The organism is Paenibacillus lutimineralis, assembly GCF_003991425.1.
Taxonomy (GTDB): Bacteria; Bacillota; Bacilli; order Paenibacillales; family Paenibacillaceae; genus Fontibacillus; species Fontibacillus lutimineralis.
This window is the reverse complement of sequence record NZ_CP034346.1, coordinates 5,472,273-5,496,481: the sequence shown is the minus strand read 5'-3', so window position 1 is coordinate 5,496,481 and position 24,209 is coordinate 5,472,273. Positions and strand designations below refer to the sequence as shown.

Below are 24,209 nucleotides of genomic sequence, written 5' to 3'. Positions count from 1 at the left end.
AGAGGAGTGAATCATCAGAATGGGCTTGCGATTTAAAAGGTTCTGTAAGCAGATAAGCTTATTGTTGGCTGTCGTCATGCTCTTGAGCACGATTGTTCCTTTCGGTTCTGGGCAAAGGGTACAAGCTTCACCGCAAAATGATCAAATTGTGATCAGCCAGGTTTATGGGGGCGGCGGGAACAGCGGAGCCGAGTACACCCACGATTTCATCGAATTGTTCAATCCTACAAGTCAAGCAGTTGATCTTACAGGCTGGAAAGTTCGTTATGCCAGCGCAACCGGTAGTTTTAATACTACTAATATTACTTCTTTGAACGGTATGATCGAGCCTTATTCATATTTATTGATTCAAGAGAAGAACGGTGTTTCAGGCAACGGAAAATCTTTGCCTACACCTGACGTTCAAGGGCAAATAGACTTAAGCGGCACTAATGGTAAAGTTGATCTGGTAGATGTAAATGGCAACCGCATCGATCTGATTGGGTATGGCTCTGCAAATGATTTCGAGGACAGCGCTACGAAAGCGCTGTCAAATTCAACGGCTGCGATTCGTAAACAATTAACCAATGGTCAAGCAGATGATCGCGGCTTGGATACAGATAATAACGCAACTGATTTTAGAGTTGATACACCTGATCCACGCAACAGCGCATCTCCCCACACGCCAGTGGATCCTGGCAGCGGGCTGGGACGTGTAACGGCGAATCCAGAGCCTAATGCTTGGCCGCAAGGGACGGAGATCACGCTAAGCCCACCTTCAGTCACGGCTTCGGTCTATGCGGATATTTATCGGTCAGGCGGGAGCGGAACAGGATTCCAGCCTGTAAATGGACCGATCGTGCTAGACGAGCCGATGCGAGTGGATGCTTATGCGGCCATGGATGGGGTCGCAGATGGCCCAACAACCTCTTTCGATTACGATATTCTAGCGAAGACATCTGTCGCTGAAGCGCGTGTTAAGGCAAAAGGCGAGCATGTCTGGACGGAAGGTATCATCACACATATCGAGGGCAAAGAGATCTATATTCAAGACGATACAGCCGGCATCGTACTCTACGATTACCCGCAAACTGCGGGTGTCGGAGACCGGGTCAGTGCGGCCGGAGTTATGGAGATTTACAACAATCTTCAGGAGCTTAAATCGCATACACTGCTGCCGTATCAAGTAACCGACAAAGATATCGGATTGCCGCAGGCTATTCAAATTCAAGGAGCGGATCTCTCCGCCAATCAAGGGGAAGCATACGAAGCCAGGCTCGTCTACCTGGAGGATGTCTCTATTAAGTCTGAGAACCGACCAAGTGAGTATACGGCTGTACAGGGCGGAGATGAATTTATTATTTATTCCGGCCTGTCCAAGTTGAAGGCAGGCAAGACCTTCAGCCGTGTAACGGGCGTGGTGAAACAGTATGGCAATATATATGAGCTGATCCCGCTGAATGATGCGGCCCTGATAGAAGACATGTTCTCTGTCATTGCAAGTCCAGGAGCAGGTCTGATTATTGTTGGGAGTATGGTCACACTGTCCAGTCCAACTCCAAATGCAAACATCTATTATACTGTCGACGGAACCGTGCCAACGACAGCGAGCACAGCTTACAGCACGCCAATTCAGGTCGACCATGATATGACCATTAAAGCGATCGTTGAGTCCGGTGGTAATGTGAGTAAAGTGTTCGAATTCGCTTATATGGCCACGGAGCAGCCGCGCATCGCGAATATTCAGGGAGAGGACCATTCCTCGCCTTACAATGGACAGACGGTCAAGAACGTCGAGGGAATCGTTACGCAATACGGCTATACCTTCTCTAATGGAAATATCAAAGGTTTCTACATCCAGGATGCCGCACCAGATTCTAATCCGAAAACGTCGGATGCTATTTTTGTATACTCTACGAGCATTAATCGGCCTAAAGTGGGCGATCTAGTATCCGTCAACGGCAAAGTAGCTGAATATAACGAAGGAAGCTCCAGCAATTTGACGACAACCCAGATCGAGCTTCAATCTTACCAGACCCTCAAGGAGAATCAGCCACTGCCGGAGGCGATCACATTAGGTAAGGGCGGGCGTTCAATCCCTGCATCGATTATTGATAATGATGGATTGCAGAGCTTCGACCCGGATGAGGATGCGATTGATTTCTATGAATCATTGGAAGGGATGCGAATCAGACTCACAGAACCGACGATCATCAGTCCATACTGGACAAGCAGTGGGACTTACAATATTGCCACTCGCGTTGAGAATGATATACCGGATGTAATTACGCCGGCCGGTGGGCTGGTACTGAAGGAGCAGGGAAACTTCAACCCGCAGCGCCTTATTATTGCTTACGGTAATCCTGGTCAGGAAGTAAGCACCGGCGATACATTCGCAGGCGATGTCGTTGGGGTTATCGGCTATAATAACGGCAATTTCAAAGTGATTCCAGAGCTGGGCAAACTGCCAGCTATCAAAAGCAGTCCTTTCCAACAAGAAGTATCGACTATTGATGTCAAGGACGACCAATTGAGAGTTGCAACCTATAATATTGAGAACTACTATCCGGGAGTAGGTTCTGCTAAGATCAACAAGCTGGCAGAGTCGATCGTCATGAATATGAAATCCCCGGATATCATCAGTCTGGTGGAAGTCCAAGACAACAATGGGGAGAAGAACGATGGAACAACAGCAGCAGATCAGAGCTATCAAGCCTTGGTAGATGCGATTCGGGTGGCTGGCGGGCCAGCTTACAGCTTCACGGATATCGCGCCGGTCAACAACAGCGATGGCGGAGCGCCTGGGGCAAATATCCGGGTAGGCTTCCTCTACAATCCGGATCGCGTTCAGTTGTCAGACAGTGTCCATGGCAAAAAAGGATCGTCTGCTGATGCGGTAGCTTATGATACAGACAAGGATCAGTTGACCTTCAATCCGGGCCGGATTGATCCGACCAATAGCGCGTTCAATGCCTCACGTAAACCGCTGGCAGCCCAGTTCGAGTTCCGCGGTGAGAAAGTAATCGTAATCGCGAATCATTTCAACTCGAAGTCCGGCGACCAGGGGCCTTTTGGCAGCACGCAGCCGCCGGTACTCTCCAGCGAAGCTCAGCGCCATGAGATCGCCGCTGTTGTGAACGGATTTGTCCAGGATGTTCTGAAGGGGAATCCGAAGTCGAACATCATCGTAATGGGCGACTTGAATGATTTCCAATTTACGGAAACTGCGAAGATTTTGAAAGGAAATGAACTGGACAGTCTGATTGAGACATTGCCGCTAGAAGAACAATACACATACACCTATGACGGCAACTCGCAGGTACTGGACCAAATCCTGGTTAGCAAGAACCTGACTCGGTCTGCAGAGGTGGATGTTGTTCATCTCAATGCAGATTTCCCGGCTTCCAAAGGCCGTGTGTCCGATCATGATCCGGTTGTGGCCCAGATCGATCTGCAAAAGCAGACGATCGACGGATTCCCGCTAACGATACTGCATACGAATGATACGCATGCCAACCTGGATACCGTGAGTTCACCGGATAATATTGCGCGTCGGGTTGCTGCTATTCGGGAACAGAAGGCGAGCTCGATCAACCCGCTGCTTCTGGATGCAGGGGATGTATTCTCCGGTACACTGTACTTCAATAAATACTTGGGCTTAGCGGACCTGGAGTTCATGAATTTGGTTCAATATGATGGGATGACCTTCGGCAACCATGAGTTCGATAAAGGCTCGGAGGTGCTGAACTCATTCATTGAACATGCAGATTTCCCATTCATATCTTCGAACGTTAATTTCTCAGCCGATCCTGTGCTAAAAGGGAAATTCAAGAACGAGGTCTCACGGAATGAAGAAGCTGGCACCGTCTATCCGGCGGTAATTATGGAGGTGGACGGCCAACAGGTTGGTGTGTTCGGCCTGACTACGGAGGATACGGCCAATATTGCATCGCCAGGTCTGGTTACATTCGATAATGCGGTGCAGAAGGCCAAAGATACCGTCGCCATGCTGCAGAGTGAAGGGGTTAACAAAATTATAGCCCTAACACATCTCGGGTATGATGTTGACGTCAATCTTGCTAAAGCGGTTGATGGGATTGACATTGTCGTAGGCGGTCACAGTCATACCAAGCTCGATCAAGCGGTCGTGGACCGCAGCGGCAATGAGCCGAAGCTGATTGTGCAGACGGGTGAGAAGGGGCAATTCCTCGGCAAGCTCGAAGTGGTCTTTGACGACGAGGGAGTACTCCAAGATTGGGACAGCCGCCTTATCTCCATTGATGAGAAGAATGCGAGTGGGCAGTATGTTATCCAGCCGGATCAGGAAGCACTGGACATTCTGAATACCAAATACAAACCGGGTATTGAGGAACTGAAGCAGATCGAAGTCGGTCTGACGGAAGTGATGCTAAATGGTGTGCGCGCTGATGTGCGGACGAAGGAGACTAACCTCGGGAACTTGATTGCCGACGGCATGCTCGATGCGGCTCAGGCAGCGGGGACGAATGCAGTGATTGCCTTGCAGAATGGGGGAGGTATCCGGGAGTCCATCGCAGCTGGTAAAGTTACCATGGGTGATGTGATGACGGTTCTGCCGTTCAATAATGATCTCGTTACCATTACGCTGACAGGCAAGGAAATCAAGGAAGCGATGGAGAATGGCGTGTCCAAAGTTCCTGCTCAGGACGGGCGATTCCCGCATATTGCCGGAATGAGGTTCTACTATGATTCCACAAAGTCGGAAGGCGAGCGTGTGCTCCGTATTGAGGTGAAGGGCAAGAACGGCTATGAGCCGCTGAACCTGAACAAGTCGTACGAGGTAGCTACGAACGTATTCACCGCAAAGGGCGGCGATTTCTATACCTCGCTTGAAAAGGCGTATCTGGAAGGACGCGTCAACCTTCTTTATCTGCCGGACTACGAGGTCTTCTCAGACTACGTGAAGAAAATGGGCACCATTACGGATAAAACTTCGGCCGTGGAAGGACGGATCATTGATCTGAAGGGGACACCGCTTCCCGAAGGACCAGGACAGCCTGGAGAAGGAGGAGGGACTCCGGGCACACCGGGTACTTCAGGTTCATCAGGATCAACGGGTTCGACAAATCCTCCAAGCTCAGGGGCGACGCCATCGGTAGAGACGGGGAAAGTAAAGGTACAGCTTCAAATGAAGCAAGGAGAGGCGATCGGCACGGTGAATGCTGAGGAAATGAAGGGAGCTTTGAAACAGCCAACAGGCGGTAAGGTCACCATTGAGGCAGCAAGCAAAGAGCCGTTCCAGTCCGTTGCTATTACCGTAGATAATGGGGCGCTCCAAGCATGGCTTGCTCAAGCAGACGCCGGAATTCTGAATTTCGTAACGCCGTTTGGAAGCTATGATCTACCTCAGAAGGAAGTTGATCTTCAAGCATTGGCGAAGCGGGTGGGCTCGAACACTACCGATGACATTCGGCTGGTGATTAGGCTCGCCGTAGATGCCAATGCAGTGAAAACAGCAGCAGCCCAGGGGTACCGAGTGCTGCAAGCGGTGAACTACAATGTAGCTGCGCAAACGGGCAATGGTAAGACGCTTGATTTGAACGAATATGCCTCCTATGTCAAGAGAGTGATTGCCTTGGAACAGCATCCAAATCCAGCAGCATCGATTGCGGTGGTTCGTCTGGTTGGCGGCAACTATATCCCTGTACCATTCAAAGTGAACGGAAGTCAGATCGATATTTACAGTCAGGCGAACGGGACTTATCTGGTTATCCAGAACTCCGTCACCTTCGTGGATATTGCCGATCACTGGTCCAAGATCGATGTGGAGTCTCTTGCTTCTAAAATGATTGTTACCGGGCGCACGCATACGACTTATGTACCAGACGCTCCGGTTACACGGGCAGAATTCACGTCTCTGATCGTAAGGGCATTAGGACTGTCCGTTCCTTCTGATCCAGACGGCTTCCAGGATGTAGCGGCAACCGATTGGCATGCCGCACAGGTACGAGCCGCTGTGAATGCGGGCATCATTAACGGTTATGCCGACGGTTCGTTCCGACCGGATCAGTCGATTACACGTGAAGAGATGGCTATGATGGTTTCCAGGGCGCTCCAATATGCCGGATACCAACGCGGCGATGCTTCGCAAACGGAGTTCGCCGATGAGGCCAATGTTAGCCCATGGGCCAAGGATGCGGTTCAGCTGCTGAACGAACTTCGTATTATGAACGGTGACAGTCGCAATCAATTCGCGCCGAAGTTGAATGCGACAAGAGCTGAGAGTGCCGCTGTGCTGAATCGGATGATGGAGAAGTTGACATACGAGAAGTAAGGCCATGTTCTAGCATATTGTAATCAAAGGGCTGTCCCGTAGGGGCAGCCCTTTGCATTGTATTCAGGAATAAAAAGGAACATGAAAGACACAATAAGCTTATGGAAATTTAAGGGGGCAGGATCATGAGTTCGAGAAGACAGGAGAAGAAGCTGGCACTGGTCAGCCTTGTGATTGCAGTTATTATGCTGTATGCCTTCATCAAAAGCCTGCTGAGATTTCTGAATTACTATTGATATAGAAGTAGGCTCATCCTGCAGACCACTATGTCCAACTAGAGAGGAAGATCGTCATGTCTTATGATCCGGTTACGCTCAGTCGTATTCTTACCGGACTTACCCTGTTCGTGCATATCGTGTTTGCTTCGCTTGGCGTTGGTGTACCATTAATGATCGCACTGGCAGAGTGGAGAGGGATTCAGACCCAGGATCCTCATTATTCCTTGCTGGCTCGAAGATGGGCGCGCGGCTTCGTGATCTCCGTTGCAGTTGGTGTCGTTACCGGGACATCGATCGGGCTGCAGCTTAGCCTGCTCTGGCCGACCTTTATGCGTGTAGCAGGACATGCTATCGCACTGCCGCTCTTCATGGAGACATTCGCTTTTTTCATCGAAGCGATCTTCCTCGGGATTTATTTGTATACCTGGGATCGCTTCAAGCGTCCGATGCTGCACTTGCTTCTATTGATTCCCGTAGCGATCGGATCGTCCGCCTCAGCCTTTTTTATTACGACTTTGAACGCATTTATGAACACGCCGCAGGGCTTCACACTCAAGAACGGAGTATTTACCGATGTGCATCCGCTCATCGCCATGTTCAACCCGGCTACACCGACCAAGGTATCTCATGTACTCGCTTCTTCCTATACGGTGAGCGCTTGTCTATTGGCGGGGATCGCTGCGTACAGCTTGCTGATGGGACGGAAGGAAGCCTATTTCAAAAAAGCGTTAAAGCTAACGGTAATGTCCGCCTTCATATTCGCTCTGTCGACAGCGATCATCGGAGATTTCTCGGGCAAGTTCCTGGCCAAGTATCAGCCGGAGAAGCTGGCCGCTGCCGAATGGCATTTCGAGACGAGGCGAGAGGCGCCCTTAGTTTTTGGTGGCGTGTTGGATGAGAACAATAAAGTTAAGTACGGGCTTGAAATCCCCTATGCACTCAGTATTCTAGCTGGAAATAAGCCGGATACGAAGGTGATCGGGTTGAATGAATTCCCAGAGGATGAACGTCCGCCTCTATTCATTCACTATATGTTCGATTTGAAGGTGACGATCGGTATACTCCTTGTTCTGATCCCATTTCTATATATGGTCAGGCGTTTGCTGCCAGGGAACCGGCATGGCGGATATCCGAAATGGCTGCTGCTGGGGATTTTGCTGCTGGGACCACTGGCGGTCGTAGCGATCGAGTTAGGCTGGTTGTTTGCCGAATTTGGTCGTCAGCCTTGGATTGTGCGCGGGTATATGAAGGTGGGAGAAGCGGCCACGACCTCGAATAACGTGGGTTCTATGCTCCTACTGTTCGCGTTGCTGTACATCGTGCTGTGCGGCTCATGCGTCATCGTGTTAGCCAGATTGTTCCGCAGCAAGGATGTCGTTGATGAAATGCGTGAGCTTGGGATTGAAGGAGGAACGGTAAAATGAGCTATGAATTAGTCGGTATCACGGTACTGTGGACGTTTCTGTTCGGATATTTAATCGTTGCCTCTGTCGATTTCGGAGCGGGGTTTTTCAGCTATTACAGCGTGATTACGGGGCATGAGAACAAGGTGCATAGCATTATTCAGCGCTATTTGTCCCCGGTATGGGAAGTCACTAACGTATTTCTGATCTTCTTCGTGGTTGGCCTTGTCGGCTTCTTTCCCGACTCTGCTTATTATTACGGCACGGCGCTGCTCATTCCCGGCAGTCTGGTGACAGTTCTGCTTGCACTTCGGGGTGCCTACTATGCCTATAACACTTATGGCAGCAGTAAAGAAGACAACAAAATATACATGGCGATCTATGGAGCGACCGGCCTTCTAATCCCTGCGGCTCTCTCTACGATACTGGCCATTTCCGAAGGCGGCATCATTACGGAAGTAAATAACAAGGTACATCTGAACTGGGGCTCCTTCTTCAGCAATCCGTATACCTGGTCGGTCATCATCCTGGCGCTTGTATCCGTGCTCTATATCTCTGCGATGTTCCTGACCTACTATGCAGACAAAGCGGGAGACCGTGCAGCCTTTGAAGTGCTGCGTGGTTATGCGCTCTGGTGGAGCGGTCCGACTATTCTTGCCTGTGTATTCGCCTTCTTCCAGATCAACAGACAGAATCCCGAGCATTTCAGCAATATGCTAGGCATCGCCTGGGTGTTCATTCTCTCACTGATTTGCTACCTGGTTGCTGTCTATCTGGTATGGAAGCGGAGGAACCTCGGCTGGACCTTCATACTTGTCATGTTGCAGTTCGGGTTTGCCTGGTATGGCTATGGACATTCTCATCTACCGTATATTCTGTATAAGCAAGTCAGCATTCATGAGAGCTTCACCAATGAGACGATGGCAGTGGCCTTAATTACTGTTTTTATCGCCGGGCTGTTCGTGCTCATTCCTTCGCTGATCATCCTACTTCGGTTGTTCTTGTTTGATGCCAAATACGTGCGCGGCAGTTCGCCAAAGAAAGGATAGGAGAGCATGGAGAAATTTATTATTTTTGTAGCTCCTGAGCTAGTGATCGTCATCGCCGTCGCTTTTCTGTTCCTGTATTCATTCCGTTATAAAGACCCCTCGGATTGAAATTGAAATTTGGAATGATGGGATAGTTGTTTTACAATGGAGCTAAGTCGTACAGGCGGAATTTCAATGGCTCTCATAGGATGAAGGGGACTGGAAGGAGGAGCCAATACAAGATGGCAAGGAAGCGTTACAACAATTTGGACAATATCGGGACTGACCGGACACTGAAGCAGTTCAAGCAGTGGCGGGATGAACGCCGTAGAAAGCGTAAGGATTATTCGTACGTCATTCCTAATTTCCCCCCGGATCTGGCCTTTTTGAAGGGGAACCGCTCTGAACTATCCGTTACCTGGATTGGGCATGCAACCTTCCTAATTCAGTATGCGGGTTTGAATCTAGTTACCGATCCGGTCTGGGCTAAGCGGATGGGATTCCAACGGAGGTTAGGCACCCCGGGAATACCGCTGCAGGACATTCCGGAGATTGACGTAATTCTTATATCTCATTCTCATTATGATCATATGCATTTAGCTTCGATCCGCAAATTATATGGGAGCAAGACAAAGCTTGTCGTCCCCAGTGGGTTAAAGCGTAAAATGGTTCGCAAAGGCTTCGAGCGCACTTATGAGCTCGGCTGGTGGGAGGAGCTGCAGCTTGACAATGTGAAGATCACATTTGTCCCTACCCAGCACTGGACACGCCGAACCCCATGGGATACGAATACGTCGCATTGGGGCGGATTCGTGCTTGAGTTGTTTGGTGAGACGGTAGAGGCGAGATTGCAGAAGCATCCTATCGTGTATTTTGCCGGCGATAGCGGATATTTCAGAGGGTTCGCCGAGATCGGCCAGCGCTTTGAGATCGACATCGCTCTCTTGCCGATCGGTGCTTATGAGCCGGAATGGTTCATGACCTCCCAGCATACGACACCGGAAGAGGCGCTGCAGGCGTTCGAGGACGTTCGGGCCAAACTGATGGTGCCGATGCATTATGGCACGTTCAGGCTGGCGGATGATACGGCGCGCGAGGCGCTGGATCGACTTGAAGCGGACCGGACTCGCCGCGGCATTCCGGAGGAACAGATTCGCGTATTGCACCATGGAGAGACATTAAGGTGGCCGTAAGAGAAGCGGTCGCCTTATTTTATTGTAGAGTCGTTCCTGATCGCCGTTAGCACTCAACTTATATCTGGAACTATGTTATAATGTTGAACCAGTAGTGTCATTATTTAAAAAGGATGGTAATGCTTAAATGATAAGTACTAGCGGTGTAACACTCCGTTATGGAAAACGACCACTTTTTGAGGATGTAAATATAAAATTTACGGCAGGCAACTGCTATGGCCTGATCGGGGCTAACGGGGCGGGGAAATCGACGTTCCTCAAGATCCTGTCCGGCGAAATTGAACCGAATCAGGGCGAAGTGTTCATGACTCCGAATGAGCGGATGGCAGTCCTCAAGCAGAATCATTATGAATATGATGAGTTCCCTGCATTAGAGACTGTAATTATGGGGCATGAGCGCTTGTACTCGATTATGAAAGAGAAGGATGCCCTGTATGCCAAGGCGGATTTCTCCGAGGAAGACGGAATGCGCGCTGGTGAGCTGGAAGGCGAATTTGCCGAATTGAACGGCTGGGATGCTGAACCGGATGCGGCCGCATTGCTTATAGGTCTCGGTATTCCACGTGAATTGCACGATAAGAAGATGGCTGAACTCAGTGGTAATGAGAAAGTCCGTGTCCTCTTGGCGCAAGCTTTGTTCGGACGTCCTAACAATCTGCTGCTTGACGAGCCTACCAACCATTTGGACTTGGAATCTATTCAATGGCTTGAGAATTTCTTAATGGATTATGAAGGTACCGTAATCGTGGTATCCCATGACCGTCACTTCCTGAACAAAGTATGTACGCATATTGCGGATATTGACTTTGGCAAAATCCAGATGTATGTCGGCAACTACGACTTCTGGTATGAATCCAGTCAGCTTGCACTACAATTGCAGCGGGATGCGAACAAGAAGAAGGAAGAGAAAATTAAAGAGTTGCAAGCCTTTATTCAAAGGTTCTCTGCGAATGCTTCGAAATCGAAGCAAGCGACCTCGCGTAAGAAGCAGCTCGACAAAATTACACTCGATGATATTCGTCCTTCGAACCGGAAATATCCATTCCTGCACTTCAAGTCTGAGCGTGAAGCAGGCAAACAGTTGCTTACGGTTGATAGTATTATGAAGACGGTGGAAGGTGAGAAGGTACTAGACAATGTTAACTTTGTCGTGAATAAAGGCGACAAGATTGCTTTTGTCGGTCCTAACAGCTTGCCGAAGACAACTATGTTCCAGGTGCTTATGGGTGAGATTGAAGCTGAAGCCGGTGAATATACTTGGGGGGTAACAACGTCTCAAGCATACTTCCCTAAGGACAACTCCAGTTATTTCGATGGCGTAGAAATGAATCTAGTCGATTGGCTGCGCGAATATTCTAATGACCAGGATGAGACATTCCTGCGCGGCTTCCTTGGACGCATGTTATTCTCTGGTGAAGAGGCGCTCAAGAAGGCTTCTGTATTGTCCGGGGGCGAGAAGGTGCGCTGCATGCTGGCGAAGATGATGTTGAATGGCGCTAACGTGTTGTTGTTCGATGAGCCGACCAACCACCTTGATTTGGAATCGATCACGGCGCTGAATAACGGATTAATCGATTTTGATGGAACAATTCTGTTTACTTCCCATGACCATCAATTCATTCAGACGATCGCCAACCGCATTATCGAGATTACGCCAAACGGAATCATCGATCGTATTATGAGCTATGATGAGTACTTGGAGAGCGAAGAGATTCAGGCTTTGCGTAAGAGCATGTATCCTGAAGAAGCTTAATAACCCTTCGACCTTTTGTTTCGCCGTTTGACTATCGGAAGAGAGACTCGTATAAATCAAAGAGCCGGGAACTGTCTAAATAGACGGTTTCTCGGCTCTTTGTCTTTGTTCTTATTGTAATGGGCGCCTATGATCCGCCAGTACGGCGGCGCTGGTTGTTCGGCTTTTTGTTGTTTTGGCTCTTGAGTGTTTTTATTTGATTGGCATTTTTGGCCCCTGGCTTGTTGGCCGCCTGCTGCTCCTTTTTTTGCTGAAGTTTCTGGCGCATTGCTTCGGCCAAGTCAATCTTACGAGGCTCATTATTTTCTGTCATCGATATCATCCCCTTTTAATTCAAGAACAAGCTTGACCTTATTGTATACGTTTTTAAAAAGAGGAACAACGGGAATGATGATTTAAATTGAAAAGTACGCAAAATGGGGAGTTTCGGGCGGTCTCAGCTGACTTTTCCTTGGTGCAACACTGTTTCTATAGACCCACACGATTTTCATCTGGTACGATGTAGTAACCCTTTTGATATTAGAGGTAGTTTTTGAACGTGCACTAATAGTGTTGCAGTTTGTAAGGCAAGTGTGGAGGTGTGGGGCTTGAATGTATACGAGGATATACGCAAAGGCGAACGCGGGGCTTGGGTAAGCATCGCAGCCTACGTAATATTGTCTGCTTTTAAGCTGATTAGCGGTTATTTATTTGCTTCGAGCGCGCTGCTCGCGGACGGATTCAACAATTTAACGGATATTGTCGCTTCGCTCGCTGTATTGATCGGGTTGCGGATTTCGCAGAAACCGCCAGACTCCGATCATGCGTACGGGCATTTTCGTGCGGAGACCGTTGCCGCACTTATTGCTTCTTTCATTATGGCGATGGTTGGAATTCAGGTTATTATTGGGGCGATCCGCTCGCTATTTGCGGGAAATGAGACGAAGCCTGATTTATGGTCTGCGGGGATAGCCATCCTCTGTGCTGTTGTGATGGGTGGTGTCTACTTATATAATCGTGGACTGGCCCAGCAGATTAACAATCAGGCGCTAATGGCGGCGGCTAAGGACAATTTCTCAGACGCCCTGGTCAGTGTAGGAGCGGCTGTAGGGATTATTGGGGCGCAATTCGGTATGCCATGGCTTGATATCGTAGCCGCTCTAGCGGTAGGGGTGTTAATATGCAAGACCGCTTGGGACATTTTCAGGGACTCGACATATCGCTTGACGGACGGCTTTGATGAGGAACAGCTTGGGGACCTGCGCGGAACGATCTCGCGGATTCCCGGGGTAGAGAGAATTAAGGATCTGAAGGCCCGTGTCCATGGCAACCACGTTCTCGTCGATGTGGTGATCGAGGTTGATCCACATTTAACTGTGCTTGAGGGCCACAAAATTTGTGATACGGTGGAAGAGCGGATGAGTCGGATCAAGAATGTGATGCATGTCCATGTCCATGTAGAGCCCAGGGAAGAAGGGACAGAACAAGAAGAATAGAAGCCCATATCTCACAAATATAGTAGATCACACATAAGCGAAGTCGGCGGAGAGAGCTCTGCCGGCTTTTTTTTATGATAGTGTTGGTTATTATTGGGATTGTGGGTAATATGTCCTTCTTTTTGGGGTGTAGTTTAGGCACTTTGTCGTAAAAGCAATACATAACACGAAAATCGACGCATTTAGACAAAATTCGATAAGGGATATAATGGGGACGAGTCCAGAGAAAGGCGACTTATATAATATTCGTCTAATCAGACCAATATCATCCACAAGGAGGCAACTATGAAACGCAGCACGACAATCCTGATATTGAGCGCAATTCTACTAACTACCTCTTACACAGCTGTACAGGACAGGGCATCAGCAGCTGCAGCTGCGACGCAGACGTCGACGAAGGGACAAATTGTAAGCAGTGTCAATCTTCGTGATCAACCTTCCACTTCCGGTAAAATTATCGGGCTGGTGAAGAAGGGGACAACGGTAACTATTTTGGAGAATAGCAATAATTACTTCTATAAAGTGAAGACTTCGGACGGGAAGACCGGCTATGTCAGCTCGTCCAGCAATTATATCTCTACTAGCGGTGGGAATTCGGCGCCTGAGGCACCTGAACAGGCAATCGCAACCGTCATCTATGGAGTGAATTTGCGAACTGCTCCGTCTACCACCTCCGGCAAGGTAATCACGATGCTCAAGAAGGGAACGGTAGTTACAATTCTGGAGAAGAGCAATGATAGCTTCTACAAGGTTAAAACGTCGGGCGGACAGTCCGGTTATGTGAGTAGTTCAAGCAAATATTTGCAGCTCGAGGGGGACGCTCCGGGTTCGAATGATGGAGTATCGGAATCCAATCAGGCGAAAATTGCCAAAGTCATCAGCACAGGCAAGAAATATCTAGGTACTCCCTATGAATATGGATCGGACCGTAATACAACGACGACATTTGATTGCTCTGATTTTGTAAGACAGGCCTATAAAGAGGCACTCGGGATCGTGCTTCCCGCCGATTCGCGTAAGCAAGGGGCATGGGTGAAGGACAACGGCACGGCGGTATCGAGCATTAGCAAGCTGAAGGCAGGCGATCTGATCTTCTTCATGAGCTACAAGGGCTCATCTGCAGCGGCATATAAGAATGTCGACAAGAGCAAGGAGACGATTACTCATGTAGCTATGTATTTGGGTGAAGGTAAAGTGATCCACACCTACTCCAAGGAGTCGGGTGGCGTACGGATCGATCAGCTTGATGGTTCGTGGGAATATCGCTTCCTGTATGGAGGAAGTGTATTGAAATAATTGGGCGCACCAATCATCAGCCGCCGGGAATTTTCTCGGTGGCTTTTTTATGTCAGCGTCATTTTTTGAAATCCTGCTATTCATATAATAAACTCTATAGAGATGAAATAGAGACACCAGATCATTAAATACATCATAAAGAGGAGCATTATTATGCGTAAAGGCAGATTAATCATAGGTGGCATTCTGATTTTTCTTATTGTAGTTATCGTCGCGGCTGTGTTGTATATCAGACCATCGCGCACGCTGGATATGAATTATTCGGACGTCAATTGGAAGGAAAAGCTGATACAGATGGCAGAGAACCGGAACACGGAACTTATCCTCTCAGAGAGTGATGTTAACAATCTGGCGAAGCAGGGGATCACTGAATATATGGCCAATCATGACCTGCCTATCGAGGTCAAGGGGGCCGAATTCAGGCTGAATGGGAATGAGGTTACCGCGAACCTTAATGGGACCTGGAAGTTCCTCGATGTGGGAGCCAAAGTCCAGTATCGGATCGATTACTCCAAGGGAATCCTCTCTCTGCGGCCGGAATCGGTTAAGGTACGCCAAATATCGATTCCTCCAGAACAGTTCGGGTTGGAACCGCTGAATATCAATGTCGCTTCTTATATTCCCAAGCTGATTACAATTGATGGAGTAGAATTTCCCGGTAAAATCGTGCGCATCCAATTTTCAGTAGATTGGCTGGAGCTTATTAATTATCTTCGGTCCGCATAAGCATTATCACATTATAAGCAGGCTCGTTTGGGTTTCACCCAGCGGGCCTGTTTGTATTGGACCGCCTGCAGATTTTCTAGAATTGAAAATTTAAATGGCAGTTTAACATGAGAAGGCTCACTCTTACATGGTAAAATATTGTATAGTGTTAGGTAAGAGAAGAATGTGAAATGGTGTTCTTGGAACAAGAGTACATAGTCAGAAAGCGAGGTTGAGAGATGATTTGGCAAATTAGCGTTGCGCTAATCGCGGTAGCCTTTGTAGTTCTGGTCGTCTTCCTGGTCAGAACGCTGCAGTCGGCGCAAAAATCATTGAATCAGACGACGGAAACATTGCAGGAAATTAAAGAAACAGTTAATGATCTAAGCACGGAGATTAAAGGAGTTGTCAGACAAGCTAATGATATTACTGGGGATTTGCAACATAAGATGGAGCAGATCGATCCCGTGCTGGAATCTGTCAAAAATGTCGGAGAGGTGCTGAATGAGGTCACCCTGGCTGCCAAGCAGGTATCGACCGCTCTGATCGACAGAATGAAAAATTCGCCCAGAGCTGCCAGACGAGCACGGCGTGCTGAGACGGAGACGCCCCAGGCACCTGTCGCCCCGCCAGCTCCAGAACCCCCGGCCGCTCTGCCAGCAGGTCCGGCAGATAAGCCGACGGGCTGGGTCAAATGGGTAGATGTCGCTGCTAGCGTATGGCAGAAATATCGTTCCTGATCAAGTTACTAATATGTCTATGATATAAGCAGTTCTGGGCTTGCCTATCTAAGGATAGGTCCCGGAGCTGTTTTTAATAGATTTGAAATTGGGGTTTGCAGAGATAAGTTATAGGCTATTGTTCAGGGTCCTGTCTTAGGCCTTGTTCCTCATCCTCTTGTTGAGTCTTCATCTGCTCCATATCCTCTCCGAGCTGAACCAAATCCTCCATATCATTAACCATTGAGCCGTTCTCGGCTTCTTCGATAGGCTTGTGGGCGGGGTATTCTCCCTCCATTGCATTGTTGATCTGTTCCATAACATATTCCCCTTGCCGTTCTTCCGGGGTTTTACTACTCATGCGGCACCGCTCCTTCACTGATCGTTACTCGATCCCTATCTATCTTTCTGTCCCAAGCACCTCCTCATTATTCCCCAAATGGACAAATCATGATTTCTCAAGCTTGTGTAGCCATGATGAAAGCAAAGTACTATACTTTAGTGATGTAAATGAGGTCAGTGACTTTCACATTTTGCGGATCAGGTGCTAGTAATGTACAATCAGGGTAAGTTGGCAGGGGAGGAGGCGGAGCATGGGACAACATGATTTATGGGAGATGTCTGTCTTGGGAACAGAACGAAAGAGAATTTCTGGCAACGAGCTGATAAGCTTCTTCCAGGAAATTCGCAAGCGGCATGAAGGGGATACGATCACCTTCTTATGTATTGGGACGGATCGCTCTACTGGGGACGCGCTGGGTCCTCTCGTCGGCTCCCGGCTTGAGGAGCATGGCTTCGTTAATGTAGTTGGTTCATTGTCGCATCCATGTGATGCGGACAATCTGGAGCAGAGACTAGCTGCTATTCCTGTCGGGCACATTATTGTGGCCATTGATGCCAGCTTGGGTGCCTCGGCTTCAGTAGGCTGCTATCTTGTGTCTGCTCAGCCCTTGTTCCCGGCGCAATCGGTAGGATATGCGCTGCCAGCGGCGGGACATTACAGTGTGGCTGCAGTTGTTAATGTGAAGGGACCCAAGCCTTATTGGACGCTGCAGATGACCTCATTATATAAGGTCATGCAGATGGCGGAAGAGATTACGAGAGCGATTGTCACGGCATTTAAGTGAGAATCTATGAATAATAAGCGATAGAGAGGGGATTTGTTATGACAAGCATATTAGCAAATGGAATATCCGTAGCCTATCAGGAGCAAGGACAGGGGCAGACGATCGTCTTGCTGCATGGCTTCTGTGGCAGTTCTGCTTATTGGGAGAAGCTAGCCCCTCTATTATCAAGGGAATACCACATTGTAATGCCGGATTTACGCGGTCATGGTGCGTCTGGTGCTCCTGAGGGTCCTTATACAATTGAACAGATGGCGGATGATATCGCCGTATTGATGGAGCAAATGGGTGTTCCGAAGTATACACTTTTGGGTCATTCCCTCGGGGGCTACATCACCTTATCCTTAGCCGAACGCTATTCATCTCGTTTGGACGGCTTCGGTCTGATTCATTCGACCCCTTATCCAGACAGCGAGGAGGCGAAGGAGAAGCGGCTAAAAGCAGTGGAGAAAATACAGGCTGAAGGAATACATGCTTTCGTCGATGGCCTGGTACCAGGATTGTTTGCGCCGAAGCATCTCCAGACGATGATGCAGGATGTAAACCGGACTAAGGAGATCGGGTATCTTACTTCGTCACAAGGAGCACAAGGGGCAGCGCTGGCAATGCGTGAGCGCGTGGATCGGCGTGAAGTGCTGGACCAGTCCGAATTGCCAATCTTGCTCGTGGCTGGTGAGAACGATGGGGTGATTCCTTTGGAGCGTACATTTACGGTGGAAGGCGATGGGGTGATCAAGGCGGTTATTAAAGCTGCTGGACATATGGGCATGTATGAAGCTCCAGACCAACTCGCTACGGTCATCAGTGATTTTATGAGGAATCTTGCATAGGAAGCTGATGGAATCTGCCGCATAGGTACGAAATTTCCAGATGTAAAGTTCAGTGAAGGGACTGGATTATAATGCTGAGGAAGGATTACCTGGTCCGCATGATCGAGGAAATGCTGGACGTCATCGGTCAAGTATTCGGATTGAAGCAGCAGAACAAGTTAATAGAAGCGTTGTGGAAGCTTGACGATCTGTATAAAGCGCAGTTCAGGCTGAACTCAAAGATGATTGGTTCTCTATCGGCCCGGGATCTTGTGGAGATATTCCGTACCGGCGGAAAGGTAGAGGCCGATAAGCTGCAAAGCTTGGCAAGGCTATTGCAGGAGGAGGGAGATATCTATATCGCTCAGGGACGTCAGGATGAGGGGCTGTTCCGGCTTATGAAGTCGCTCCATCTCTACCTGGCTGCTGACCTGCATGGTGCCGATCGCTCATTATGGGATATGGAGAAGGAGACAGCCAAACTGCTGTCGCGTCTGAAGGATTATCGTCTACCTGTGGATACTGAGATTTTACTGCTCGATTACGAAGAAGCCCACGGTCGATTCGATCAGGCAGAGAACATATTGTATTATCTGCTTCAGGCTAGCGTGATACCCAAGCAGCAGGCGATAGCTTTCTATGAACGTCTGCTGCAATATGAGCCTGAGCGGCTTAGTGATGGAGGACTTCCCTTGGACGAGGTTCGCGAAGGCCTTATGGAAGTAGAGAAATTTTAAGTGCGTGTTCAAAAAGTGCAGTTTTCTGCACCGAAGCTTATGCTACCGATGTGCGTTTTTTCAAAATGCTTCAGTTGGATGAAGCTAGGGTCTAAGGAGCGTAGCTACGCGTTTTCGTAGAAAACGACTTCGGAAGCATATACTTGTAGTGGGTACGTGAGCACAATAGATGTTTCTGGAGGAAACATAACTACGTAAGCATCTGCTTAGGCCCAGGTGAATTCAAGATTCGATGCCGGGTAGCTTCCTGATTTACTTCGTGTTAGATATAGAATTTATACGTTATCAACGGAGTTGATGAAATCTATATCGCAAATAAACCTACCTTTGTATTGCCGAACGCTCATCTTTGAATTGGCTTCGGTTTGTTTTCTTATCAAAAGCGGACTTTTTGAACAACCTCTTTAAAAAACTGTATACTTGGAATGAAAGTGAGCTGTTATAGATTCATGGAAGCACTAAGACATCTTATACAACAAATCGCTCAGGAGGGCAGCTTAATTACCGCGACGCTCAGCCAGCGGCGCAAGCCCGGAGAGACGGAATACAGCAAGGTAACAGTGAAGCCTGCCCTATTGAAGCAGCGACTGCATTATCAGTTCACTTATTATTATAGCAACAAAGTGACGCATGAGAATATACCGGCTGAGCAGTTGGCTGAGTATCTCATGAAGCAGTTCGAGGAGACCTTCCGGCAAGGCCTGCTTTGCACAGAGGCAGCTGATTATCAGGTGCTGATCAGCAAGAAATACAAGGTGTCAATTCTGACGAAGTCGCCGAGCAAGCAGCCGGGCTCCTTGCTTCATAACCGGCGTAAGGAATATATTCTGGAGGATGGAAGAGCTGTTCCTTTCCTGGTAGAGCTCGGTATTATGAATCGGGACGGGAAGGTATTGGCAAAGAAATACGATAAATTCCGTCAGATCAACCGCTTCCTTGAAATGGTTCAGGATGTCATGCCTCATCTGCCCGCGGACCGACCGCTTACGATTGTAGATTTCGGCTGCGGTAAGTCTTATCTGACATTCGCTCTCTATCATTATTTATCGGTCGAGCAGCGCAGGGAGCTGAAGGTCGTTGGTCTCGACTTGAAGGCGGATGTAATCGAACATTGCAGTGCACTGGCAGAGAAGCTGAAATATAACAACCTACGCTTCCTTGTCGGCGACATTGCTGACTATGACGAGCTGAGCAAGGTGGATATGGTCGTTACGCTACATGCCTGTGACACAGCAACCGATGCTGCGCTGGAGAAGGCCGTACGCTGGGATGCTTCGGTGATTCTATCCGTGCCTTGCTGTCAGCATGAATTGTTCGCTCAGATCCATAATGAAGTGATGGAGCCGCTGCTCAGTCATGGCATTCTGAAGGAGCGTTTCTCTGCTCTGGCAACAGACGGAATCCGGGCCAAGCTGCTGGATATTCTCGGATACAAGACGCAACTGCTTGAATTTATCGATATGGAGCATACGCCGAAAAATATTCTGATCCGGGCGGTGAAGTCACCAGCCGGAAATACCGCTGCCCTATGGCGCGAATATACGGCCTTCCGCGATTTCCTTGGTGCCTCTCCATATCTGGAAAGAGCCTGCCGGGATCTTCTGCCGACAGAAGAATAAAAATTGGCGAGAAGCCGCATGGATTTATGTGAAGTAGCGGTTTGCAGCCGTGATTTCAGGTCAACACTGTATGTGTTGGCCTTTTTAAGTATTGAGAATACTTGCGTCAGTCCTTTGGACGTCTAACGAAACTACGGATCGTTATTTCCTCAAAAACAACGGTAAATAAAATCTAACGAAACACCATATCGTTATTGGGGAGAAATCTGTGCTTGTAGCTCCTAATCCACCTCAATAGCGATACCTAGTTTCGTTAGAAGTTGGGGAAGCCCTTTATGGCTCAAATAGCGATATCCAGTTTCGTTAGAGCTAGTCGATAAAAAACCATCACTTTCTCGACAGTCCGTAGGTCAACACTAAATGTGTTGGCCTTTTTTTGTGTTTGTTGTCCAGCGAGATTTGTTAATGGATTGATTTTACCTATGGAGAGGGGGGAAATAAGGGTGTGGAGAAGGATCTCTGAGCAAGTAAGGGATAAGACGTCGTTCGGACTTTGGTGGGACGCTTTTATTATCTTGACCAAGCCGCTGGGGGCTGTCGGGGGACTAGGTGGACTCGTATGGATTACCATTATGGCTATTTGCCTGAATAGTGGAATGTTCTTCACGGATAGCATTTCATCCTTGGTCCTGATGGGGTTGTGGTTTGTTTGTGCATTTCTTCTTGTTGTTGGATACCTGGTGAAGGGGATTATCGGGAGCCTTCATAATGAAAAGATCATGTTTCCGCTTCCCAATCTATCCCCCACCCAGCGGACTCCTTATTTGTATGTATGGATTTGTAGTGCGCCGTTCGTTATCGCAGGGATTTATAGCTTGCATCTAGTGATGTCGTCTGTACGGTTATCGGCGTATGCAACGATGATCTCTGCTCTCGAATGGCTATTCTATGCTCTGCTAGGGTTAGCGATGTTCAGGCTGGGTATGGGCGACCGGGAGAGGGGGAGGAAGCTAATCCAACACGGCTTGTCTTGGACCTCTAGTTTATTAAGCCTGTCCGCTGTTGGATCTATTCTGGGCATTGTCTCCATGCCTTATGCGATATTGCGTACAGGGGACAGCGAGGTCAGCCTTACAGGGGCAAGGTTAGGCGGATTGCTGCAATATCCGAATACTTTCGGAGCAGTTGCAGCGGCCTTGCTATTGGAACGTCTACTGCTCCTCGTTCACCGGCCCTCTTCTGATTTCAAACGTTCCGCCGGATGGAAGGGGCAGCAGGGGGGAGCGCAGGTGCTGCTGCTCCTGCTCTGCCTGCTGCTGACGGAGTCGCGCGGCGCATACATCGCCGGCGCGGTCGGCTGGGCAGCAGGCTGGCTGCTGCTGCGTGGTGCCGAGCGCAGCAGATTTGTGCGGCACAGCGGCGTATTCCTCGCCGCCGCTGCGCTGCTTGCCCGCCAGTTGAGCGCAGCGCAACTGGCGCCGTCCCCGCTGCCCGGACTGCTGCTACTTGCCGCCGTGATGGCGGCTGCGCTGGCCCTGTCCGGGCGTGTCCATCGCGGCGGGCGGGCGCATGGCGCCGCCGCAGCGCGGGGTTCAAGCGGCCCGCTTGTGGCCGCTTGGGGCGCGGGGAAGAGCGCCTACATCAAGGGGCTGGCCCTGTCGCTGACGGGCCTAGGGCTGCTCCTGGCGCTCGCCCCGCTGCTTACGCGCGGACTGAGGATCGCTACGCTCTCCGCGCGCTGGGATATGTATGCTGACGCATGGAAGCTATTTCAGCGCTCGCCTTGGATCGGGCGAGGCGGGGATACATGGCGGCTGTCGTTCCGCAGCATACAGAGCCGCCCCTATGTTGGCGCCGAGGTGCATAGCGGCTTCATCGATATTGCGCTCGATCTGGGTTTGGTTGGGCTGATGGTCGTACTGCTCTGGCTGGGAGCTATTGCTTGGCAGATGCTCCGATTGCACAGGGTGCGCAGCAGCTTATTTCCCTCTTTGATCGTGTTATGTCTACACAGCTTGATTGATTTTGATATGAGCTATGGTCTGTATTGGGTACTGATACTTATGTTTGCCGTGGTGGCGCTTGTCCCAACGGTTTCTTCGCCTGAATCACCGATCCCATCGAAGTCGTGCAGCCGGGGGGCTTCAACCGTTAATAGCGCAGTTATGCCGGAGATGGTTGCTATTGTTCCGGATCGAACAATAACAATGGCCGCATCAACGGTACGCTTTGCGGCGACCGGGCTGCTTGCCGCTGTACTGCTAGCGGCAAGCGTAGCTGGCTTGCACCTTGTGGCCAGCCAGCTTCTGCTCGCTCGCGCCGAGGCAACAGCAGGGACGGAGCAGCCCCTGCTGTTGCAACGATCGCTTGCCGCATCGCCGTCTAATACGGCCGCTCGGCTGGCTCTGGCGGCCCATTCCCTCCCGCAGAAGTCCTTCACGCTCCTGCAGCAAGGTCTTCGATATGAACGGGAGAATCCCGAATTATTGGCGGCGCTGGGTACGGTGGCGGCACAGCAAGGAGACCTGAGCGCTCTCACGGCCTTCCAGCGGGCCGCAGCCTTGGACCGTTTCAATGGAGCGGCTCAGACGAATATGCTGCAGCAAGCTTATCATCTGGCGAGATGGCTCAAGGCAACTGGGAAAGAAGATGAGGCTAGAATCGCAGCTGAAGCGGGGGTCCGATTGTACTGTAATTATTCCCGTTTGTCTGACCTGATTGTCCAGCATCCATCCTGGCGTAATGACCGCAAGTTTAGATTAACCTTGGAAGCCAGAGTGAGAGGCAGGCAATTATACGCGTTTAAGTATGCGCATTAGCCTCCAAACGCGCTGCGGAATGCACGTTCCAGCTGGCCTTGATCGACCTGCCATAGCTCTGCCAGCTCTCCGCTGACTGCTTCGTCCCACCAATCGGCAAGTGCCTTGCGATTGCTGTTTTGTTCAGCGATCCAGAGCAGGTTTTCAATCACCTTTTTGTAATATAACGTTTCTCCCTCAGCGATTTTATCCTGCGGTATATAGACGCCCAGTCTTTTAACGGTTCGGTATAATTCCTTATTGCACCCTCTACGTATTTTGCGCGGCGTTGGCAGGGGAGTCTGATGTTTGCCGGGGGAATTCTTCATAGGGGTACGCCTCCTTTTCCACAACATATGCGTGATTGGCCACAAGCGACACCGGAGCTGGAAGAGCTAAGTAGAATGCATGTCCTCGGCTATGATAGAATAGATTAGAAAAAAGGACATGTTAGGAGAGAGACGCGCGGTGGAATGGATTTCTAATGTAATTGGGACTCTGTTGGATTGGGTTCAACAACTGGGGTATTTCGGCATAATGCTCGGCTTGATGATCGAGGTCATTCCTAGTGAGATCGTATTGGCATATGGTGGCTACCTGGTACACACTGGCCGGATCAATTTTATCGGAGCTGTTATTTTTGGTGTTGTGGGCGGCGTTATCGCACAATTGTTCATTTATTGGATCGGGCGGTATGGCGGACGTCCTATTCTCGAGAAGTACGGCAAATATATTTTTATTCATAAAAAGCATATCGACGTTGCCGAGAACTGGTTCCTGAAATATGGTTCCGGAGTCATTTTTAGCGCCCGCTTCATTCCTGTAGCAAGACATGCTATTTCGATTCCAGCCGGGATGGCCAAGATGCCGATCGGCAAATTTATTACCCTGACCACTCTGGCAGTCATTCCGTGGTCGATTTTGTTCGTATATTTGGGGATGCTGCTTGGGGATCAATGGAAGCATGTCGATGAGAAGGCGGGCCCATACATTATGCCAATTCTGCTGGTTGCGGTCGCTCTACTTATCGTATATGTACTTATTAAGTGGTTCGGTTCTTCCAAAAAGAAAGGAGATGCAAAGTGAGTATCAATCTGGCA

The 24,209-nt window shown here is 49.4% G+C and carries 19 protein-coding genes; 16 read left to right on the top strand and 3 right to left on the bottom strand.

Going from position 1 to position 24,209, the window contains the following annotated elements:
- Positions 1–19 precede the first annotated feature (19 nt).
- The 6 genes from EI981_RS24425 to EI981_RS24405 all read left to right on the top strand — a co-directional run bounded on the left by EI981_RS24425 (position 20) and on the right by EI981_RS24405 (position 11,887).
- A complete protein-coding gene (locus EI981_RS24425) occupies positions 20–6,292 on the top strand; it encodes a 5'-nucleotidase C-terminal domain-containing protein (protein ID WP_127002656.1) in 6,273 nt (2,090 codons plus the stop codon).
- A gap of 292 nt (positions 6,293–6,584) precedes the next feature.
- Positions 6,585–7,934, top strand: a complete 1,350-nt coding sequence (locus EI981_RS24420; RefSeq protein ID WP_127002654.1) for a cytochrome ubiquinol oxidase subunit I — start codon at positions 6,585–6,587, stop codon at positions 7,932–7,934.
- Positions 7,931–8,962 carry a cytochrome d ubiquinol oxidase subunit II gene (locus EI981_RS24415; protein WP_127002652.1) on the top strand — a complete coding sequence of 344 codons (1,032 nt, stop codon included), beginning with the start codon at positions 7,931–7,933 and terminating at the stop codon, positions 8,960–8,962. The genes EI981_RS24420 and EI981_RS24415 overlap by 4 nt, the downstream gene beginning before the upstream one ends.
- Before the next feature lie 6 nt (positions 8,963–8,968).
- Positions 8,969–9,070: a cytochrome bd oxidase small subunit CydS family protein gene (gene cydS, locus EI981_RS30300; protein WP_379337225.1), complete on the top strand. Its 102-nt coding sequence runs from the start codon at positions 8,969–8,971 to the stop codon at positions 9,068–9,070.
- A 113-nt stretch (positions 9,071–9,183) separates the two neighbouring features.
- Positions 9,184–10,134 (top strand): MBL fold metallo-hydrolase, encoded by a 951-nt coding sequence (locus EI981_RS24410; protein WP_127002650.1) that lies wholly within the window; start codon positions 9,184–9,186, stop codon positions 10,132–10,134.
- Between the two features lie 127 nt (positions 10,135–10,261).
- Entirely contained in the window at positions 10,262–11,887 is a 1,626-nt protein-coding gene (locus EI981_RS24405; protein WP_127002648.1) for an ABC-F family ATP-binding cassette domain-containing protein, read from the top strand.
- Positions 11,888–12,014: 127 nt separating this feature from the next.
- On the opposite strand, the gene EI981_RS24400 is transcribed toward EI981_RS24405, so the two are convergent.
- The gene (locus EI981_RS24400; protein WP_127002646.1) at positions 12,015–12,200 is read right to left on the bottom strand and encodes a hypothetical protein; all 186 of its coding nucleotides are present in this window, start codon (positions 12,198–12,200) and stop codon (positions 12,015–12,017) included.
- Between the two features lie 274 nt (positions 12,201–12,474).
- On the opposite strand from EI981_RS24400, the gene EI981_RS24395 reads away from it, so the two are divergent.
- The 4 genes from EI981_RS24395 to EI981_RS24380 all read left to right on the top strand — a co-directional run bounded on the left by EI981_RS24395 (position 12,475) and on the right by EI981_RS24380 (position 16,103).
- The gene (locus tag EI981_RS24395) at positions 12,475–13,362 is read left to right on the top strand and encodes a cation diffusion facilitator family transporter (protein WP_127002644.1); all 888 of its coding nucleotides are present in this window, start codon (positions 12,475–12,477) and stop codon (positions 13,360–13,362) included.
- Between the two features lie 285 nt (positions 13,363–13,647).
- Positions 13,648–14,658, top strand: coding sequence for a C40 family peptidase (locus EI981_RS24390; protein ID WP_127002642.1), 1,011 nt, complete (start codon positions 13,648–13,650; stop codon positions 14,656–14,658).
- 153 nt (positions 14,659–14,811) lie between these two features.
- The gene (locus EI981_RS24385) at positions 14,812–15,384 is read left to right on the top strand and encodes a hypothetical protein (RefSeq protein ID WP_127002640.1); all 573 of its coding nucleotides are present in this window, start codon (positions 14,812–14,814) and stop codon (positions 15,382–15,384) included.
- Between the two features lie 218 nt (positions 15,385–15,602).
- Positions 15,603–16,103 carry a DUF948 domain-containing protein gene (locus EI981_RS24380; protein ID WP_127002638.1) on the top strand — a complete coding sequence of 167 codons (501 nt, stop codon included), beginning with the start codon at positions 15,603–15,605 and terminating at the stop codon, positions 16,101–16,103.
- Between the two features lie 115 nt (positions 16,104–16,218).
- Here the strand turns inward: EI981_RS24380 and EI981_RS24375 are convergent, their stop codons facing one another.
- Positions 16,219–16,443 carry a hypothetical protein gene (locus tag EI981_RS24375; RefSeq protein WP_127002636.1) on the bottom strand — a complete coding sequence of 75 codons (225 nt, stop codon included), beginning with the start codon at positions 16,441–16,443 and terminating at the stop codon, positions 16,219–16,221.
- A gap of 232 nt (positions 16,444–16,675) precedes the next feature.
- Here EI981_RS24375 and yyaC point away from each other — a divergent pair, with 232 nt between their 5' ends.
- The 5 genes from yyaC (at position 16,676) to EI981_RS24350 (ending at position 23,130) form a co-directional block, all read left to right on the top strand.
- Complete coding sequence (gene yyaC / locus EI981_RS24370) at positions 16,676–17,209, top strand: spore protease YyaC (RefSeq protein WP_127002634.1); 534 nt, start codon at positions 16,676–16,678, stop codon at positions 17,207–17,209.
- 38 nt (positions 17,210–17,247) lie between these two features.
- Positions 17,248–18,036 carry an alpha/beta fold hydrolase gene (locus EI981_RS24365; RefSeq protein WP_127002632.1) on the top strand — a complete coding sequence of 263 codons (789 nt, stop codon included), beginning with the start codon at positions 17,248–17,250 and terminating at the stop codon, positions 18,034–18,036.
- A gap of 71 nt (positions 18,037–18,107) precedes the next feature.
- The gene (locus tag EI981_RS24360) at positions 18,108–18,752 is read left to right on the top strand and encodes a DUF6483 family protein (RefSeq protein WP_127002630.1); all 645 of its coding nucleotides are present in this window, start codon (positions 18,108–18,110) and stop codon (positions 18,750–18,752) included.
- A gap of 425 nt (positions 18,753–19,177) precedes the next feature.
- Complete coding sequence (locus EI981_RS24355; protein ID WP_127002628.1) at positions 19,178–20,371, top strand: class I SAM-dependent methyltransferase; 1,194 nt, start codon at positions 19,178–19,180, stop codon at positions 20,369–20,371.
- Positions 20,372–20,814: 443 nt separating this feature from the next.
- Complete coding sequence (locus EI981_RS24350; RefSeq protein ID WP_162616259.1) at positions 20,815–23,130, top strand: O-antigen ligase family protein; 2,316 nt, start codon at positions 20,815–20,817, stop codon at positions 23,128–23,130.
- Here EI981_RS24350 and EI981_RS24345 read toward each other — a convergent pair.
- The gene (locus EI981_RS24345; RefSeq protein ID WP_127002624.1) at positions 23,127–23,438 is read right to left on the bottom strand and encodes a dehydrogenase; all 312 of its coding nucleotides are present in this window, start codon (positions 23,436–23,438) and stop codon (positions 23,127–23,129) included. The genes EI981_RS24350 and EI981_RS24345 overlap by 4 nt on opposite strands.
- A 208-nt stretch (positions 23,439–23,646) precedes the next feature.
- Between EI981_RS24345 and uptA the strand changes: the two genes are divergently transcribed.
- Positions 23,647–24,195, top strand: coding sequence for an undecaprenyl phosphate transporter UptA (gene uptA, locus EI981_RS24340; protein WP_418789083.1), 549 nt, complete (start codon positions 23,647–23,649; stop codon positions 24,193–24,195).
- The last annotated feature ends 14 nt before the right edge of the window (positions 24,196–24,209 follow it).